The sequence below is a fragment of the Photobacterium ganghwense genome (assembly GCF_017329545.1).
Classification (GTDB): Bacteria; Pseudomonadota; Gammaproteobacteria; order Enterobacterales; family Vibrionaceae; genus Photobacterium; species Photobacterium ganghwense.
Genome location: NZ_CP071325.1, coordinates 1,271,935 through 1,290,086, shown reverse-complemented (window position 1 = coordinate 1,290,086; position 18,152 = coordinate 1,271,935). Strand labels below are relative to the sequence as shown.

20 protein-coding genes are annotated in these 18,152 nt (G+C 50.6%); 6 read left to right on the top strand and 14 right to left on the bottom strand.

Annotation, left to right across the window (positions count from 1 at the left end; all coding sequences use genetic code 11):
* Positions 1–78: 78 nt before the first annotated feature.
* On the top strand, positions 79–729 hold the full coding sequence (locus FH974_RS06155; RefSeq protein WP_053061703.1) for a carbohydrate binding domain-containing protein: 651 nt from the start codon (positions 79–81) through the stop codon (positions 727–729).
* Between the two features lie 13 nt (positions 730–742).
* On the opposite strand, the gene FH974_RS06150 is transcribed toward FH974_RS06155, so the two are convergent.
* The 3 genes from FH974_RS06150 to amrS all read right to left on the bottom strand — a co-directional run bounded on the left by FH974_RS06150 (position 743) and on the right by amrS (position 3,296).
* Positions 743–1,435, bottom strand: a complete 693-nt coding sequence (locus FH974_RS06150; protein ID WP_053061702.1) for a TPR domain-containing protein — start codon at positions 1,433–1,435, stop codon at positions 743–745.
* A 337-nt stretch (positions 1,436–1,772) separates the two neighbouring features.
* Entirely contained in the window at positions 1,773–2,081 is a 309-nt protein-coding gene (locus tag FH974_RS06145) for a glutaredoxin domain-containing protein (protein ID WP_047883460.1), read from the bottom strand.
* A 135-nt stretch (positions 2,082–2,216) separates the two neighbouring features.
* Entirely contained in the window at positions 2,217–3,296 is a 1,080-nt protein-coding gene (amrS, locus tag FH974_RS06140) for an AmmeMemoRadiSam system radical SAM enzyme (RefSeq protein ID WP_047883626.1), read from the bottom strand.
* A 143-nt stretch (positions 3,297–3,439) separates the two neighbouring features.
* Here amrS and amrB point away from each other — a divergent pair, with 143 nt between their 5' ends.
* On the top strand, positions 3,440–4,246 hold the full coding sequence (amrB, locus tag FH974_RS06135) for an AmmeMemoRadiSam system protein B (protein ID WP_207103572.1): 807 nt from the start codon (positions 3,440–3,442) through the stop codon (positions 4,244–4,246).
* Positions 4,215–4,814 (top strand): AmmeMemoRadiSam system protein A, encoded by a 600-nt coding sequence (gene amrA, locus FH974_RS06130; RefSeq protein WP_207103571.1) that lies wholly within the window; start codon positions 4,215–4,217, stop codon positions 4,812–4,814. Before amrB ends, amrA begins: the two co-directional genes overlap by 32 nt.
* 131 nt (positions 4,815–4,945) lie before the next feature.
* Here the strand turns inward: amrA and FH974_RS06125 are convergent, their stop codons facing one another.
* From FH974_RS06125 to FH974_RS06105, 5 genes are all read right to left on the bottom strand, one after another.
* Positions 4,946–6,202: a DUF3541 domain-containing protein gene (locus FH974_RS06125; protein ID WP_207103570.1), complete on the bottom strand. Its 1,257-nt coding sequence runs from the start codon at positions 6,200–6,202 to the stop codon at positions 4,946–4,948.
* Between the two features lie 171 nt (positions 6,203–6,373).
* Positions 6,374–7,081: an alpha-ketoglutarate-dependent dioxygenase AlkB family protein gene (locus FH974_RS06120; protein ID WP_207103569.1), complete on the bottom strand. Its 708-nt coding sequence runs from the start codon at positions 7,079–7,081 to the stop codon at positions 6,374–6,376.
* A gap of 191 nt (positions 7,082–7,272) precedes the next feature.
* Positions 7,273–8,451, bottom strand: coding sequence for a bifunctional 2-methylcitrate synthase/citrate synthase (gene prpC / locus FH974_RS06115; RefSeq protein WP_207103568.1), 1,179 nt, complete (start codon positions 8,449–8,451; stop codon positions 7,273–7,275).
* Positions 8,452–8,530: 79 nt separating this feature from the next.
* Positions 8,531–9,610 carry an endonuclease/exonuclease/phosphatase family protein gene (locus FH974_RS06110; protein WP_207103683.1) on the bottom strand — a complete coding sequence of 360 codons (1,080 nt, stop codon included), beginning with the start codon at positions 9,608–9,610 and terminating at the stop codon, positions 8,531–8,533.
* Positions 9,611–9,856: 246 nt separating this feature from the next.
* A complete protein-coding gene (locus FH974_RS06105; RefSeq protein ID WP_047883456.1) occupies positions 9,857–10,342 on the bottom strand; it encodes a hypothetical protein in 486 nt (161 codons plus the stop codon).
* Positions 10,343–10,667: 325 nt separating this feature from the next.
* Between FH974_RS06105 and mobB the strand changes: the two genes are divergently transcribed.
* Both mobB and FH974_RS06095 read left to right on the top strand, forming a co-directional pair.
* Positions 10,668–11,207 carry a molybdopterin-guanine dinucleotide biosynthesis protein B gene (gene mobB / locus FH974_RS06100; RefSeq protein ID WP_047883455.1) on the top strand — a complete coding sequence of 180 codons (540 nt, stop codon included), beginning with the start codon at positions 10,668–10,670 and terminating at the stop codon, positions 11,205–11,207.
* Between the two features lie 351 nt (positions 11,208–11,558).
* Positions 11,559–11,810, top strand: coding sequence for a hypothetical protein (locus FH974_RS06095; protein WP_047883454.1), 252 nt, complete (start codon positions 11,559–11,561; stop codon positions 11,808–11,810).
* Here the strand turns inward: FH974_RS06095 and FH974_RS06090 are convergent.
* The 6 genes from FH974_RS06090 to FH974_RS06065 all read right to left on the bottom strand — a co-directional run bounded on the left by FH974_RS06090 (position 11,790) and on the right by FH974_RS06065 (position 17,548).
* The gene (locus FH974_RS06090; RefSeq protein ID WP_047883453.1) at positions 11,790–12,473 is read right to left on the bottom strand and encodes a DUF3157 family protein; all 684 of its coding nucleotides are present in this window, start codon (positions 12,471–12,473) and stop codon (positions 11,790–11,792) included. The two genes, FH974_RS06095 and FH974_RS06090, sit on opposite strands and share 21 nt — an antisense overlap.
* Positions 12,474–12,500: 27 nt before the next feature.
* Positions 12,501–13,085: an MliC family protein gene (locus tag FH974_RS06085; RefSeq protein WP_207103567.1), complete on the bottom strand. Its 585-nt coding sequence runs from the start codon at positions 13,083–13,085 to the stop codon at positions 12,501–12,503.
* A gap of 639 nt (positions 13,086–13,724) precedes the next feature.
* Complete coding sequence (locus FH974_RS06080; RefSeq protein ID WP_242551853.1) at positions 13,725–14,732, bottom strand: arginase family protein; 1,008 nt, start codon at positions 14,730–14,732, stop codon at positions 13,725–13,727.
* A 33-nt stretch (positions 14,733–14,765) separates the two neighbouring features.
* The gene (locus FH974_RS06075; protein WP_047883452.1) at positions 14,766–15,500 is read right to left on the bottom strand and encodes an IclR family transcriptional regulator; all 735 of its coding nucleotides are present in this window, start codon (positions 15,498–15,500) and stop codon (positions 14,766–14,768) included.
* 303 nt (positions 15,501–15,803) lie between these two features.
* On the bottom strand, positions 15,804–16,688 hold the full coding sequence (gene yddG / locus FH974_RS06070; protein ID WP_047883451.1) for an aromatic amino acid DMT transporter YddG: 885 nt from the start codon (positions 16,686–16,688) through the stop codon (positions 15,804–15,806).
* 305 nt (positions 16,689–16,993) lie between these two features.
* A complete protein-coding gene (locus tag FH974_RS06065; RefSeq protein ID WP_047883450.1) occupies positions 16,994–17,548 on the bottom strand; it encodes an RNA-binding S4 domain-containing protein in 555 nt (184 codons plus the stop codon).
* Between the two features lie 294 nt (positions 17,549–17,842).
* Between FH974_RS06065 and FH974_RS06060 the strand changes: the two genes are divergently transcribed.
* Positions 17,843–18,046, top strand: a complete 204-nt coding sequence (locus tag FH974_RS06060; protein WP_047883449.1) for a hypothetical protein — start codon at positions 17,843–17,845, stop codon at positions 18,044–18,046.
* Positions 18,047–18,152: the final 106 nt, after the last annotated feature.

The following is an 18,152-nucleotide window of genomic DNA, read 5'->3' as shown; positions in this document are numbered from 1 at the left end:
CTTTTTTTGTATTTTTTTGTCTTGTCGACAACAATTAATCAATCTGATTCATATCATCCTAATTACAAGGAGGTTGAAATGAATACCCCTCGCTTTTATAAACGTCTGAATCGGTTCTGGGCAGCAGTGTCGCTGCTGATTCTCACTGGTTTACTCACTCACCCCGCCCAAGCTAACCTTTTGATCAATGGAGGATTCGAGGATCTCGATGTTGCGGACGGATCCTGGCAAATCTTTTCTTCCGGCACACCCGGATTAGCCTGGCAAGGGGGCAACGTTGAAATCTGGGATTCAGTATTTGGTTTTGAAGCCAGCGAAGGAGAGCAATTGGCTGAACTGAATGCGCATCCGGGACAGAGCAGCTATTTCACCCTGTTTCAGTCGTTCAATACAAGGGTAAATCAGCTTTATCAGCTGTCATTCGATTACGCCGCCCGCCACAATGGCCATGAAGCCTTCCAGGTTGACGTCAGCGGCCTGACCAATCGGCTGAGCCGACATATTGATGATCACACGCCGTTTAGCTGGAGTCATTTCAGCGGTACATTCCTGGCTGACAGCGCACTAACAACCTTACGTTTTACCTCAGCCAATCACGGAACGGTTGGCAATTTGCTGGATAACGTCAGTGTCAGGGTGATTCCGGAGCCGGATCTTCTGTTTCCGATGCTGCTGTTCATTCTGGCAGTGATGGTTTATTTGCGCCGTCGCAAGTTATCCGGTTCCTGAATCCTTTGGAGCACTAGCTGTTACTCAGTAACGACTGCGCCCGATGGATAGACTGAATAATCGAGACTCTGTCCAGATCACGGTACTCGGTATCGAGCGCTAACTGCCAGGTGTCGATGGCTTTCTGATACCTGGCTTCCAGAAAATAATCGGAAGCCAACAACAACAAGGCAGACAGATTATCCGGTTCAAGCCTCAGGGCCTGATCCAACCACATCCTCCCCCTTTCCGTAAATCGTTGTTGATGCTGGTAATAATCGGCACTGGCCAATGCGGCATAGAGGTTTGCCTGTGGTGTTCCAGCCAGTCGCTGCGCATAACCAAATACAGTAACGGCATCGCCAAACCGATTATCGGCCATGTAAGCGTTGCCAAGAGCAAACCACAGCTCGCCGTTTTGCTTATCAGCACGCAGCTGATCCTGGATTTGGCTGATTTGCTGCTGATTCCAGTCAGATACTGTGATTGGCGTTTGAGTTACATCTTTTGTATCTCGGGCCTGCCATGTGTGCAAGTCACCAAGGTACAGATATCCGGAGACAGCCAGCCCAGCCATTAGCAATGAAAGTCCGATGGAATGAGGCATGACCCGCCGATGCTGCTGGTAGCTGTGACTGATAATGACTGCCGCCACCAACATAGCCAGCCCGGCTATCGCTGCCATCCCTATCACTGAGTCAGCCAAATATCCCGTCTTTGCCCACATCCCGACACTCCTTTCTGCCATGCACACGATAGCTCAACCCGTTGTTGTCCATCATGTTACCAGAGTGATTTTGGAGGCAAGCGAGAGAATGACGCTTTGTTAATACAGATCAAACCAACCTGAAAGACGAACACCGGACTGTGATCACAACAACAGGTTCACTCCGTCAGTTGAAGGCGTGATACAGACCACAGCGAAAGTACCATCCGGAACCGGAAACAAAAAAGACAGCGAAATCGCTGCCTTTCAGTTTTAGTAAACGGTTCAGAGTGTAAATCCGCTTGCTTAAACGTGACTGTTTAAGCCCAAATAGTTCGTCCAGCTTTTCAGGACTGCATTACAGCTCAAAGTCACCGAATGCGTCTTGCGCTACCTGACGCTCAAGAAACGCAACCAGATCATCGTGGCCACCAATGTACTGACCATCCAGAATAATTTGTGGCACTGTGCGAACAACGTTTCCGGTCGCTTGCTCAATAAAATCAACCATGGTGATTTTAGACAGGTCAGTTCCCAGAACCAGAGTGGTGTACTCAGTGCCACGTGCATCAAGAATCGCTTTCGCCTTCACACAGTATGGGCAGCCTGGCTGAGTAATAACCAGATTTGTGTAGCCCGCAAGCTGTTCCATTGTCATATCAGACATTGTTATTCACTTTCTTATCAGGGTAATAATGGCCGCTAAGATAATCGATGGCCTGCCTGCTGACAAGTCCGTTAAAAAATGCAATCTTCTTCGCTCCAAAAACTGCTCAGACGAGTCGCCGAGCCACTACGCCCACTACGCAATGTGCACAGGGATTCGCCGACGGCCGAACGCGTGGTCTCGCGGGCTGAAGCGACCAGCCAGTTGATAACCGCAATACTGGCAATGCCCGTTATCTGTCAGGTGCTGCTCACCCAGCTGATACCAGTTTCTGACCAGCACATTCCGACCACAACCGGGGCAATAGGTGCTGTCTCCGTCCTGATCAAAAATATTTCCGACATAGGCATAATGCAGACCATTCGCCAAGGCGATTTCACGCGCCCGTTTAACCGTTTCAGGAGGGGTACACGGCTTATCCAGCATTTTAAAATCAGGGTGAAACGCACTGAAGTGAATAGGGACATCCGGCCCCAAGTTGTCGGCAATCCACCGGGTCATTGCGTCAATTTCCTGCGGACTGTCATTCTCATCCGGGATCAGCAACGTGGTGATTTCGAACCAGACCCGGGTTTCATGCCGCAGGTACAAGAGTGTATCCAGCACCGGTGCCAGATGGCCGCTGCAAATCTTATGGTAGAAGTGTTCAGTGAACGCTTTGAGGTCAATGTTGGCAGCGTCCATCTCTGCATAGAATGCCTGTCGGGGCGAATCGCACATATACCCGGCGCTGACCGCAACACTGTGAATCCCCACGGCGTGACAGGCTTTGGCTGCGTCAACGGCATATTCCATAAAAATAACCGGATCATTATAGGTAAAGGCAATACTGTCACAGCCATAACGCAACGCTGTCTGCGCCAGTTGTTCCGGCATCGCCGCGCTACCAAGAGTGTCGATTTCGCGTGACTTGCTGATACTCCAGTTCTGGCAGAACTTACACCCCAGATTACACCCTGCCGTCCCGAATGAAAGCACTGAACTGCCGGGATAAAAGTGGTTCAACGGTTTTTTTTCAATGGGATCGATACAAAATCCGCTAGATCGGCCATAGCTGGTCAGCACGATTTCACCATGTCTGGCCTGACGCACAAAGCATGCTCCGCGTTTACCATCACGCAGACGGCAGTGCCGTGGACACACATCACAAACTACCCGCCCGTCATCCAGCCGGTGCCAATATTGCGTCGGGAAATACTCCGGGGGCTGTCTCATCATAATCACCTAAGTGAGTATTTTGTTCCTATACTCAAGTATAAGCCTTGCCCGGCCAGGACAAAGGTTCAAGACCGCGCTAATTACGTTGCCTTCCACACCTTGCTGTCTCCTGACCCTTCGTTATGAAACGGATGCTCATTATGAACGTACGTCCACCAGCTGTTGCCGGCCAGTTTTATTCTCATTCGCCTGACTATCTGGTGAGTCAGTTAAACCGTTGGCTTACCCCCGATGAGCGGAATTCCGCCACGCTTGAACAACAGCCGATTCGTGCTCTTATTGTGCCTCATGCCGGTTATATCTACTCTGGTGAAGTCGCGGCAGGCGCCTATCGTTGTCTGAGGGCGCAGGCAGACAGGATACGCCGGGTGATCCTGATTGGCCCCAGTCACCGCTATTATTTTGAGGGCTGTGCCTTGCCTTCAACCCGCTTTTTCAGCACGCCGTTGGGGCAGATTCCAATTGACATACAAAGTGTTGATAAATTGCGGCAAATAGATGATATTGAGGTATCTGATCAGGTACACGCCCTGGAGCACAGCCTTGAGGTGCAATTGCCTTTTCTGCAGTCATGCCTGCATGACTTTACCCTGTTACCGCTCTTAACCAGTAATGTATCTCCGGCAAAAGTGGCGCGGCTGATTGACCCGCTCTGGCAAGGTGATGACTGTCTGCTTGTTGTCAGCAGTGATCTCAGCCACTTCCATACCTACTCAGCCGCTCAGCGTATCGACAAGCACACCTGTGCACTGATAGAACAATTTGAGCCAACACTTTCCCCGGAACAAGCCTGCGGCTCGACAGGCATTAATACATTGCTCTTACTGGCTAAACAAAGGGGATACCAACTTAAACGTCAAATAATGATTAACTCCGGCGATACCGATGCCGGGGACAAGGAGAGAGTCGTTGGATATGTCAGCTACATTGTGTCAGAACCTCAATAAGGGTGATCTCATTCAGTTACTGGATGTTGCCCGCGAAGCCATTCGCGGCCATTTTGCCGATGAAATTCCCCAGCCCCCACAACTGGATCTGTATGGCCGTAAACTCCTGCAGCCCGGTGCCTGTTTTGTCACCCTGACCGTCAATGGCCAATTGCAGGGGTGCCTTGGCACAATCGCGGCTCGCTCTCCGCTGGTGATGGAAGTGCACAATCAGGCGCGAGCCAGTGCCTATCAGGATCGACGTTTTCTGCCTTTAACCGAAGAACAGCTGGATGATTTGCAGATCGAAGTGTCTGTCCTGTCGTCACCGGAAACGCTGGATGTCAGCTCTGAACAAGAGCTGCTGAATTATCTGAGCCAGAATAAGGTCGGTGTTATTTTATCTGATCAGCATCGCCAGGCACTGTTCCTGCCGCAAGTTTGGGAACAAATAAAAAAGCCTGCCGATTTTCTTCGTCAGCTTAAGCGTAAAGCAGGCTGGAATGATGTGTACTGGTCACCAACGATGTCAGTGAAAACATTCACCGTGAGCAGCATTAAAGGCCGCTATCATTTCAGCGGCATTTAATCGCCTGTCAGAAATCAGCCGTGATATCACCGTCAGTACATCACGACTTCATTTACATGACTCAAAAAACAAGGCCCCGACAATTCGGGGCCTTGCTGCTATTCAACTCGCTAAATCCACAGTTTTAACGGTTACTCTGATACACCTGCTTGCGACTCTGCCTTCGGAATAACGACGTTATCCGGCCCGGGAACAACCAATGATGACGGGGCTTGCGCTGTTTTCTTTACGAGACCATAAGGCAGTCCGCTAAACATGTCCGGCTGTTGCTGAATCGTCGGCACCGCTTTGGGCCCACGCCAGTCCAGCAGCATAATCGCCAGTACATTCCGGTGCTCACCATTCTCCAAATCGGTATTGCCGTCCACACCAGGAATCATACCGACTTTGCGATTGAGTGACTTCTGAATCGCCTGGCGGGTCCGATCAACGATCGGATCATGCTCCAGCCCCGCCAACAAGAAGTTGATTCCCACCTCTGCAATCACATCTTCTTTGGTATCTGCCAGAATGGTCTCGATATTGGCGCGGTAATAGTCGTAAATCCACTGAAAATCAGACTCTTTCACCGGCTTCTGATAGTACTCGGCGGCCGCAAAAATAATATGCGTCAAACCATAGACTTTGTTCATCAACTGCTGGCGAGTCAGCTGATCATCGTTAGCGTCGGGGTAAGTCTCCCGAAACGCAGCAATGAAATCCTCAACCACGTCCTGCTCACCCAGCTGACGCAGCCAGTACACCTGATTGGCCAGCTGCGCAGCCCAGGCACGAATCATCGCCGGATCCGTCGCGTACTGACGGAAGTCATAACGGCGGATAACCTCCCGCAATGTCGGGTCGTTCCGATGTTTCAGACCATATTCATTGGCCCTTGCCATTGAACCTAACAGATCAACACCAAGATAGAGATAATGCGGATGTTTGAGGGTGACTTCATAGCGGATGTCACTGCGCAGATCCGACTTTTTATCGTATCGGTGCAAGCGCTTATCGGTATAAGCTTGAATTTGTTCAGGTGTGGAGACTTCAGTGGCAAAGTAATTCAGACGACTGGCCACGCGCGCCAGATCGGCCCAGATAGCCGCGGCGTATTTTGGATCCTGTGTCTGACGATACATACGCAAGCCATAATGCCCCATCTTGAAGGCGGGCAAAGTATAAAGCTGGCTTTCATAGGTCTGACGAATGAGTGCCGCATCTTGCTGATAACTCAGAAGCTGCGCGCTGGTTACCGCTTTAGGTGGCTCAGTAACCAGAGCGGCATCAGCCCAGCTTTGCGAAGTGGCCAGTGACAGCGAGGAAACAATCAGTACCGAGGCCAGAGTCAGGGCACGCAGGCGGGATCGCTGACCGGGGAACGCCCTTTGCTCATATGTTCGTTGCATAAATCGTTTCATCAATTCTCTCCATGATCATCCGCGTCAATCCATATTCGAACGCTAGCAAAGCATTTTACCGCAAGAGTCAGCACAGGGTAAAAAATGCTTTTACAGCAAAGGGCTGTTTTCAGATTTTGATGAATATTGTGATCCCGCGTTTAACCTAAACCCTGTGAGTCACTGGCGTGAGGTTGGCGGTAACACTGACCGGAAAGTCAGATTGATTCGGGGCTGCTTGGGTTTTCGCGTCTTAGGCACCGTATGCTGCCAATGGGTCTGCAGTTCTCCCGCCATGACCAGCAGCGAGCCGGATGCCAGACTGAACTCCAGTTTTTGTTGCGTTTTCAGGTGACGCAGCACAAACCGGCGGGTTTCTCCCAGACTCACGGACGCGATCACCGGCTCTACGCCCAATTCGGGTTCATTGTCCTGATGCCAGCCCATGTAATCTTCACCGTCCCGGTATTTATTGGCCAGTACCGAGTTAAAGCGAACCCCCAGCAATGCCTCCAACTGGTTGCGAATCGCCAGTAACGCTGGTGTCCAGGGGTGCGGATGCATGGTCAGGCCGGAATAGGTATACACGGCCTCACCGCACCATGCCTGTAGCCTGGGTTGCAGCACCTCACGACCATACATACGAATAGGCTGTTGCTGCCAGGGCAGAGTCTGATCCAATTGAAGGTAGAGGTGATGAGCCGTCTCCGGCGTCCAGAAATGCGGGTGCCAGTAGAGTCGACCATCCTGTACAGGTTGCCAACCATAAGGGATACCGGCCAGCCCTGATTCAGAGGCCGTTGAACGGGATGTATCGCCGGTCTGTGATTGGTTTTCGCGGTCTGTATGCGGCTCTGAATCCGGCTCAGAAAAAAGAGAATATTGCATAGCTTGTCTGCACAGTGTAATTGCCTCAGCGGCTTTCATTTGTCATGTTTTTTGTTATGGTTTTATTTGGTTATGGCTTTATTTTGGCCCTGCTCTCGCCAACGTTCACTGACCAAACAGTAACAAGAGCCACGCTTTCAACGATACACCTTTAACTTTAACTTGAACGTTAACGCCAAAACGGGCCATGTTCAGTGCCGATCTTCAATGGCTACCCAGTCGCGAGGTGGGGGGCCGATATAGTCCGCACTCGGGCGAATAATGCGATTGTGAGCACGTTGTTCAAACACATGAGCCGCCCATCCGGTCACCCGGCTCATCACAAAAATTGGCGTAAAGAGTTTGGTCGGTATTTCCATAAAATGGTACGCCGGTGCATGGAAAAAGTCGGCATTACAAAACAGGTTTTTCTCCCGCTTCATCACTTCTTCGACCCGAACAGAAATATCATACAGCACAGGGTCATGGGCATCTTTCGAAAGCTTCTCAGCCCACACTTTAATCAGCGCGTTTCGGGGATCGGCTTCCCGATAAATCGCGTGGCCGAATCCCATGACTTTTTCCTTGTTGGCCAGTTTTTTCAGGATACCTTGTTCCGCTTCATCCGGCGACTGCCATTGCTCAATCATGTCCATCGCCGCTTCGTTTGCCCCACCATGTAGCGGGCCTCGCAGCGTGCCGATGGCAGCGCAGACACAGGAATGAATATCCGACAGTGTTGAAGCGCATACCCGAGCCGCAAACGTGGAGGCGTTAAACTCATGCTCAGCGTACAAAATCAGGGAACAGTTCATGGCTTGCTTGAACATGTCAGAAGGCGGTGTGCCGGTCAGCATATGCAGAAAAAAACCGCCGAGGCTGGGCTGGTCGTTGTAAGTTTCAATTCTGACCCCATGATGGCTGTACCGATACCAATAACAGATGATCGCGGGCAGCAACGCCAGCAGGCGATCCGCTTTATCGTGCTCTTCGCTGAAATCGTGTTCCTGTTCCAGATTGCCCAGTACCGAACAACCGGTGCGCATCACATCCATCGGATGAGCCGTAGCCGGTATCGCTTCTAACACTGTTTTCAGCGCCATTGGCAGGCCACGGTACGCGACAAGGGTATTTTTGTATTTAGCCAGCTCCGCACGATTGGGTAACTTGCCTTTCAGCAACAAAAACGCGACTTCTTCAAACTCGGCCTTGGTAGCCAGATCAGAAATATCATATCCGCGGTAAGTCAAACCGGTTCCGGTTTTCCCGACCGTACACAAAGCGGTTGACCCGGCAGTCTGACCGCGCAGCCCTTCCCCTCCTAGCGGCTTTTTGGGATCCAGCTTGTGTGATTCGGCATGCTGAGCATCTGATTTGCGCGATTGAGGCATGGTCTACTCCCTGTCTCTGGCTCATAGGCTTTTGAAAAGCGTAGGCCAGAACCGGAAATTAAACCATTCTGCGTCGATGTCAGATCTCGCGTCTTTTCAAGGCGATATCCACCCACACTAAACGGTGGTCTGAACCTGCCTGAGGCCGGTCCCGCCCCGTTTCGTCGGTGATCAGCGCCCATAACGGATCTTTCTTATCGGGCCAGAAAACACCACTTTGCAACACATCCAGAGAGGCCGATGGCAACACATAATCCAGCCGCAGTCCTGACAGATGCGTCCATTCACTGGCACGTCCCTCCCGGGGTTGCCAGGGGCGATAAAAACGCCCGCCAAGGCTTTTAGGCGTCATACGCCCGGACGCCACCGAACGGTGCACCTTTGGATGCAGCAATAACTGACGAATTGCCGATTTCATTCCATCGCCATCCATCATGTCTGCATTCAGATCCCCCATAACCACGAAATCGCTGCCAACCGACAAGCCACCCGCGTTGCCCTGATCGTCACGCAGAAAATCGCTATTCTCGATGATCGCCCGCATCAGCACCAGCTCGTCATGGTTTCGCCGGGCATTGCGTTTCTCTTCCCCGTCAAACACCGGCGGGGTCGGATGACAACATAGCAGATGCAGTGCCTGCCCGTGAATTTCCACCGGAATATCCAGGTGATTTTTTGATGACAGCCTTAACGTAGCCTGCGAGGCCTCAGGGTAATAGCCCTTTGGCATAAGGTGGTCTGGAAGATCCTGCCACAGAAACTGTTGCCAGCTACGGATTTCACGCGTGTTAATGGGATAGCGGGAAAGCAACACAAAACCAAAGTGCCCGTGATGCTCACCAAACCCCTGAGCATCGTTAGGCAGTGTGATTTCTCCGTCGCCATCAATATCGACATTCATAGCCAGGCCGGTATTAGTGGGCGGCGCGTAGCGATAAGGATAAGTAATCGGGGTCTGTCCATGCTGCGGTACTTCCAGATATTCAGCGCAGAACAGTGCCAGAGCCCCATCATCTCCCCCTTCTCCAGGATGGTCGAACTCGCACAGCAACAGTACATCCGGGCGAACATGCTGAATAATCGCAGCCAGTTTCGTAAAACGGGGCTCATCTTTTTGCTTGAGCCGCTGATGGATTTTTCCCGGCTGGGGATCTGACATTGAAATATTGAAGACTGCAACACGCACAGAAGGCGGCAATGAAGACGTTTGCGAAGAAGACGGAGCTTGAGGCTGCAAAAGTATATCCTGACGATGATAGATTGGGGACGTTTGGTTAAGCACTGCCAGTATATACGGCTGTAAAATCAGTACAATACCGTTTATACGCATTACCGTGAACGTCCCGGACGTTCGTCATTTTCAGACCATAACCAGTTCAGAGAGCAACGTTTCCCGGAAACGTAATTATCTCATCACCTGGCTGATCGCGAGTCGTATCTGTCTGGCGTCCGACTCGGCACGGTGCTTAGCCGGCCCCAACTCAGCCAGCGCCTGCTGAAAGTGCGCCCGTTCAATACCGTTTTCCTGCATCAACCACAGTCCGACTTCTGTCAGAAAAAATGACGGTCGCATATGAGCGGCATGATACAGCCGTCCCAACCAGAACAGGTCCCACTGGCTGTCGCAAAATACACGTTCATATTTACCCAGTACCGCATTCAGATGCATGCAGACTTCACTGACCTGCACCCCTTCAGCGTGCAGCTTTTCCCGTGTAATTTGATGAATTTCCTGCTCTGCGAACTCATCCCAGTGTTGCCAGACATCGCTGGCGGTCAACGGGTTGATTAACAGGCTGTTTCCTGAACCATCCGGCAATGAATAGCCGACTTCGATGGGATAAGACTGATCGGACAGTCCCGACGCTTCAAAATCCAATGTTGCCCACATTGCACTCTCCCTGATGCGTTAGATAGGAACCTGCTGTCAATACCACGACATCCTGTCAAAACAATGGACAGCAGATTTGGTAAGCATTTTTCCGCTGTACCTGTATTTGGTAATAGCAGATGCCTGTGAACTACACAATAACTGTAGCCGGAAACATGACACTCATGGAGAAAATAGCCGGCGCACTCACTATTGATACAAATGGTATGGCAGCAACAGTATGTCATGCCTGACCACTGACAAAACAAACCGCTTGAGGCAGGCTTTTTCTATGCCGCGGCTTTAGTTACACTTTCCAGTCTGGTTCCCTGATTCTATCTGCCCTATGACACCGATTATCGGCTTTGCCGGTTACAGCGGCTCCGGTAAAACAACGCTGCTGGAAAAACTCATTCCCCTTTTAAAACAAAAGGGAATCCGCCTTGGTTTGATCAAACACAGTCATCACACAATTGAACCTGATAAACCGGGTAAAGACAGTTATCGCCTGCGGCATGCCGGCTGTGCTCAGACTTTACTAGCCACGAAAGAACGCCACATGCTGTATTTTGAATATCCGGAGCCGGAACGGGATGAGCCGCAACTGGCAGAATGCGTGGCGCAACTGGATCACAGCCAGTTGGATCTGGTGCTGGTTGAGGGTTTTCGCGACGAGTCCATCGCCAAGATTGAGATTCATCGTCCGGAATATGGCAAACCACTGCTCTATCCGCAGGACCCTTACATTATCGCGTTTGCCTCTGATGCCCCTGCCCCCCAAGGTTGCCACTTACCACAACTGGATCTCAACCAACCTGAGCAAGTGGCCGACTTTATCCTGCAATGGATGTCCGGCTCGGCATCTGAAATAACCGGCAAGAGTTAAGCGATTACCCTGCGTTTGGGCTGTTTTTTGCGTGTTTTAAAGCCGTTATTTTTATTTGTTACTTTTATTCGTCACTTTTTACGGATTACAGAGCTGAGCGGTAACTTTCAACACCAAGGCACTCGCTCAAAGGCTCGCTATTAGGTCGATACCGAAAAACGCGCTGAGAAGCCACTCTGCCGCCTTCTGTCCCCGCAATCAGCAATAAAAAAGCCGGATAAGTAATCCGGCTTTCCTTCCATTTTTACGTTTAACGTCAGTCAGTTCACACGATGCAACAAGGTTGTCATAAAGGGTTTTTACAATGCGCCCTGTCTTGAATCAAACCTACAGTGACGAAGCGTAATCATTATGAGCCGCCAACCATCAGAAGCACTGCTCGAAGCCATTCATACGATTTACCACGCCTTTCCGAACCTGAGCTATCGACCACGCCCGGACGACGTTAAGTTGCTGGCCGCGTACATGAAAAGTCGCGACAACAACTATCCGTCGCATCTGGATCTGCTTCTGCAGGAAAACAACCAACACATCGAACATGAACTGCAGCGATATCACAGCAAACAAAAATCAGTAAGCCGCTCACCACTGCTCGACAGTTAAGAACTCTGTTTCCAGGAAATACTGCTCAGCCTGCGGGACTTTCAGCCTGATTTCCCGACCGGTACGCTCAGTGCCGGGACGGAAATACGTTTCCGGCATTCGCTTAACAGACGTCCAAACTTTGTGCTTTTCACGGGCAATCACATCGCCGCTTCGGCTACGAAGGCGTAGTTCCAGCTCCACCAGCACCACCGCGTCTGTCGCGTCATTTTTCAGTCGTGTCGGAATCACCAGTTCGCCATTCTGGTAACTGGCGGCCTGCAACGTCAGCTCAATGCCACTGCGCTCATGAACACCAACCACTTTGCCGTTTCCTGGGATGATCATATCCCCCGGGATCGTGGCCATAGCCTGCTGGGATGCTGATGCCTGACCTGCGTGGCCGGAGGCAGAAGCTGACGTACCAACGGCAACCGCTGCCGCTCCGGCCCCGGGTTTGGGAGGAATAGGCAGTGAGGCCGGGCTGTTCTGACCCTGACGAACCGGAGCACGCGTGGCGCCCGGCGACACTGACGGGGTATCGTATTGCCAGGTATTGTCATCAAATAAGATCACCTGCCGACCATCCGGCAGTGTCGCTCGCATCGGCTCTGCATATGCCGCAGCACAGCCGACAGTCAGACAACCTAAAATAAAGGGTTTAATAAAAGCTTTTGTGTTCAACCTCATTCCTCTGCCCTGCGTACAGCATTAACGCTTAGCCTTACATTCTAACTTATTATCAAACCAATTAATTTTAATCTCACCCTGGTGTTCGTTATATGTCACATTACGACCGACATATTTAGTGCCGCTTGCTGTTGGCTTGGCCAGCACAATGATCTGATCATTGCCGCGCGTCAGCACAGCGCTTTTCGAATCCGTCTGCTCGTAGAACACGGCGGTAAATGGCTGGCTGTTGTCATTACAGTCAAGCGCAACAGCCTGAGGTACTTCCAACTGGCCACTGGTGATCTGCAAATCAATGATGCGGGTTTTGTACTCATACTCGGTACACGCGCGTACATCCACATCTTTCCAGCACTCGTTACGCCCTTTAATCCAACCACGCTGCATGGCACGTTGTAATGGTTTTTCCGTCTCCGGATAAGCCAGCATCGCCTGATCAAACACCTTCTGCATTTTTTGATCGAGCGCGGCCAGCCCACTGTCACGGCAAATCATTTTCTCAACTTCACCATGCGCTTTTGTACAGTCAAAAGCAGGTTCACCGGCAATTACGTTTGTTCCCGCCATTACCAGACCTAAACCTGCAAACCCAGCCCATTTCTTCATGGCCTTTCTCCTTATTCAGTCTAACCTTAGCCTGTCGCCTTTTTATGTGCATTTTCAACTTTAAGGCGAGCCACAAGATAGTAAACATTTACACCAATAAAATATCGAATTTATTAACAGTGTTAAAATAAAAAATTACCATCAACCGATATTTAATAGCATAAATGTGAAATTTTGGCCGTTAACCAGCAGCCAACGTTTTTTTATTCTCTTTATATCAACCTGGCTCTGCATATAAGCTTAGCTCTGCTTCGTATTTTGAATACTCAATGCCGTCGTTTTTAGCTGGCACCACAGTCAATTTTTATGGTGTTTTTTGTGGTTCGGATGTGAAGGTAACCGTTTTGATTTAGCTGCGTTAATCTGCCTACTCTTATTTTCCAGCCCTGCTTTGCCTGCGTTGATTTGCCGGCTTTCAGCTCGCGCAGAAACAATATGAAAAAAGAAGAGTCGGAACAAAGGCTGATAAGTGCTGCCGTCAGAAGAACAGTGGATGCTAGGAAAGCGGCCAGAGAAAAAATCACAACGTAGAAACAACAAATAAAAAAAGGCTCCCTGGCTGGGGAGCCTCAGTCAATTGACTCAAACTAGGTTAAGAGGAAATTTCGAATAAACGTAATGAGCGCTGATAATCAGCAATCAGGGTGAAACCGATTTCAGGGCGTGGCGAATCAACTTGGCTGCTAATCGCGCGGTATCACCCTGATAATCAAATTCTGTATTCAGCCCGGTAACATCCATGATGCGCACCTTACCACTTTCCATGATCTGCCGGATCACCATTTCAACCACAGGCAGGTTTACCCCGTAAATCCGGGATAAATTCACCCCTTCAGCAACCAGTGACGGAAACACCGACAAATCCAGACTCAGATGCACATGATCGACCCGTGCCAGGTACGCCTCAATGGTGGCCTGAATCCGCTTACGGTTTTTCATTTTCATCTCACGATCCAGTAGCCAGTCAGCTCCCAGTTCACGAGCATAAGCAAAGGTAGCCTGAGAGTTGGTATGGTCACACATCCCTAATCCAAGGTAGTGAAACTCCCGATGGTGCTCCTGGCAAAAGCTGGCTACCGAATGAAACGCCGAACCGGCGCGCACCGCCAGACTGCGTCGCAACTGAAAATTAGCATCAATATTGATGATACCGATTCGGGTTTGCCCGGCATTTGGCAGCTGAGCCATCCCGTCTTCGATGCCGTCACTCGCCTGATGCAAGGTGTCAGACAATGCCTGAAAACTGCCGATAGCCACTTCATGACCGCCCCCCAGCACAATTGGAAAGTGCCCTGCACGCAGCATACCGCATAACCGCTCATACTGGCGGGTTCGCATGGCTTCAAAGCCTGCGCTACCGGTTGCCCGCCCTTCCGTAGTGACTTCTTCCTCAATCACTCCGGCGTCATAGAGTGGCATGGCACCTAAATCGGGCAGTTTTGCCAGCATACGGCGGATACTGTCCGGGCCTTCCTTGGTTCCGATCAGGCTGTCGTAATAATTCAGGCTCAGATCACTGGCCATTCCCAGCACGACGGCTCCCGCCTTACGCTGCTCGGCATAAGGTTCAATCATGGCCAGGGATTGTTGGGTTACTGCACGACCGGCAGGTAACGAAAATGAAAACCAACGTTTAAAATCCAGCATGATTGCTCCTTAAAACCGTATTCTGTCTGTCAATTAAGAATCGGGTGGTAATACCCTGGCCGCTTGCAACACGGCATAAATAATTTGGTTTTTCCTTTTCAGTACCCGGTCTTCCGGTGCCATAACACTGACAGCACCTACAATTTTGTTTCCGGAAAAGACCGGGGCACTCACCCCAGACACCCCAAGGTCATACTCAGAAGTACTGATGGCATATCCTTGTTGCTTGATCTCCGCCAGCTCCTGCTGCCACTTCTGTGTCTCTTCAGGCTCAGTGATCCCGAAGTGATAGAGCGTTGACAAAATCCGCTGCTCCGGCAAATGTGCCAGAATCACTTTGGCAGATGCCCCGCGAATCAGTGGCTGGCTCTGACCTTCTTCATAGGCACAACGCAGTGCATGAGGACTGTCAATTCGGGCCATACACAGCGCCCGGAACCCTACGGGTACCAAGTACGCGGCCATCTCGCCGGTTTGCTGCTGAACCCGCTTTAATACCTGGTGTACGCCGCCAGATAGCGGTGAAAACTGCTGAAAGTTGCGCAGCAACTGAAGCGCTGCCGGGCCAATGCTGTAACAGCTTTGACGTGGGCTTTCTTCAATCAGGTTCCAGTTTTTCAGGATCACCAGGTAGCGATACATACTGCTGGTCGGCATACCTGTTTGTTCACTCAGGCACTGCGCCGTGATCGGCTCATCTGCCGATGCAATGTGCATCAATACCTGAAGCATTTTTTCGTTAGCGTTTAGTTTGTATTTATTGGTCATTGGGACGGTTCACTTCTGCCCATTGTTACTCATTGCAACCCATTGAAAGTCCGGATTACGCTGACAAGCTCATTAACTCTTATCCGCGCTTTCACCACAACCACCACTCTCACATTGCAAGAAAAGAAACGATAAAGGAAGGATTAATTCTTACAATACGAGAACAAAGACAATAAACATGAGAATGCCGGTTTCATCCACCGGAGAAAGAATGCAAGAAGATGCTCGAGCGCAGTGAGGTTTATTCACAACTTTCGCTGTCTTTTTAACCAAAAGTAGCGAAATACACCGGACTTACCCTGATTACGTTTTTCTGGTCAGCCACCAGCAAGCCAATGAGGCCAGCGTCACCATGATCACTCCCTGCCAGAATGCGGTCGTTAACTCGATATCCAGCAGCACTGCCGCAAAAAAAGTCGAGAATATCGGGGTAAAGTATGACAGCGTCGCCAATAACATCATATTGCCGCCAATAATGCCGATATTCCACAGCGCATAGCCCGCCCCCATAGCGACGGCGGCAAACAGTAGATCTGTCACTGCCCCCATCGACCACACCATGGCAGGCTCATCAGACATGAAGTATTTTGCCCACAGCGCCAGCGCCGTCGCCATGAAAAACCAGGTGATGGCGTTTTCTCCGTTAGCCAGGCGTTTGGTCACGTTGCAGTACACTGCCCAGATAAAAGCGCCGACAAAGGCCAATGTGTAACTGACAGGGTTCGTGGCGACATTCGCCGCTATCTGACTCAGAGAAAGTCCTTCATCGCCACTGACCGTCCAAGCCACTCCCAGAAACGCCAGCGCTAACGCCGGGTACAGCAACAGGCTGACCCGCTTTTTACTGACCATTACCGCCAGCAACACCGTCAGACAGGGCCAGAGATAATTGATGACCCCCATTTCGACGGTTTGGTGACGATCATTAGCCATGCCTAATGCCAGCGCCAGACACATTTCATAACTGACGAACAAGGCTCCGCCCACCAACAGATATTTTGGGGAAAAACGCCCCGGTCGAGGCAATCCGATGAAAATCGCTAGCAGCGCCGTACTGACGGTATAAATCATCGCGGCTCCACCTACCGGCCCCAGTTGCTCGGCGACATTCCGGATAAAAGCCACAATGGTGCTCCACATCAGGATAGCCAGACAACCTGCCAGCGTGTATTTGTGCGTTCCAAGCAAAATACTGTCCTTATAACTGCAAGAAAATTAACGAGAAAGAGGCCAATATAAACCAAACCGACAGGATGAAAAATACACGCATTGAGGATATTGACATCAAATCCGCCTCCGGATTCGATTTCCCCACGCTCTCGCCCTTTACTGTGGACAAAGCACCTGGCTAAACGTAAACAGCCAGAGACAGGCCATTTAACAAAAAAACCGCGGCATATGACTGCAGCGGTTTTGCTATATATCCTATCTGCCTGTCTACCTATCTGTGATTCAGCGCTATCAAACGTTGAAACACACCTAAGCTGACACCGTTAGAAACTGATTGGTTTGCGACCAGTTGCTTTATCTGCCGGACCGGACGCTCGGTTAGCCCCCTGACCGGCACTCTTTCCACGTCGGGCAGCTTTGCTATTGCCAGATGACTTAGCGTTACCTTTTCCCTTTTTCGACGGTGAACGACCAGGAGCCGCCTGACGCTTGCCTTTTTCAGCCCCTTGACGAGAAGCGTTTTTTTCGCTGCGTACGGCTGACGATGCTTTTTCTACTGAAGCTGCCGTATCTGCTGAAGAAGCCATATCAGCAGATGATGCAGAAGGTTTTGAAGGCTGCTCAGTGATCGGCTGGTCACAAATGACCAGGTAAAACTCTTCATTAAATTCAATGACATCGCCATCGTACACTTTGCGACGCTTACGTTGCTCAAGCTCACCATTTACGGCGACATACCCTTCCGCAATGACAAATTTCGCTTCGCCACCACCGCTGACTGCATTCGCGATCTTCAGGACTTTGTAGAGTTCAATAGGCTGAGCATTCACCTCCACACCAATTGCTTCTACTTCATATTCTTCATGTTGTTCTGACATTCTTTTCAACCTATGGTGAAACTCGGGCATTTCTATCAACAATTCTACCGTAATGATGCCTGGCATTCACGAAATGCCTGCGTTATCCTCTGCCGCCTGTTTGTGGTTTTGCGGTTTCTACGCCTGAAGCGGTGAAAAAACAGGTATCTACGCCCGCGGTTCTCCTCCCTGAAATGACGCACCGAGGGTGATGCTTTTTTAACCACCCCACCACAATATAGCTGCGACTGTTGCGGTTGATATTGCTTATTCGATATCCCGGCGACTTAACCAAACTACTCAGGGGATCGCATCATGCTGATTTTTGATAAAGATTTTGCCTTTGCCAGTCACGTTCAGGAAAATTCCAACCCACATGCTCAAACTGACACACGTACAGGTGAATCAGTAACGCCAACCACCCTGTCTGCACAAGAACAGACCCGGATTAAACAGCGAAAAGCGCTGGTGGCAGCCGTTCAGAAATCCGGGGGCTATACGACTTTAACCCCCAGTTGAATGCGGAGGATGCTCTGCCTATTTCGTGCCCATTGAATACCTTATAACCTCCTAAGCAGGCAGTCATTTCTCTGATGCCACAGCGTATGACAGGCGAAATCTGCAC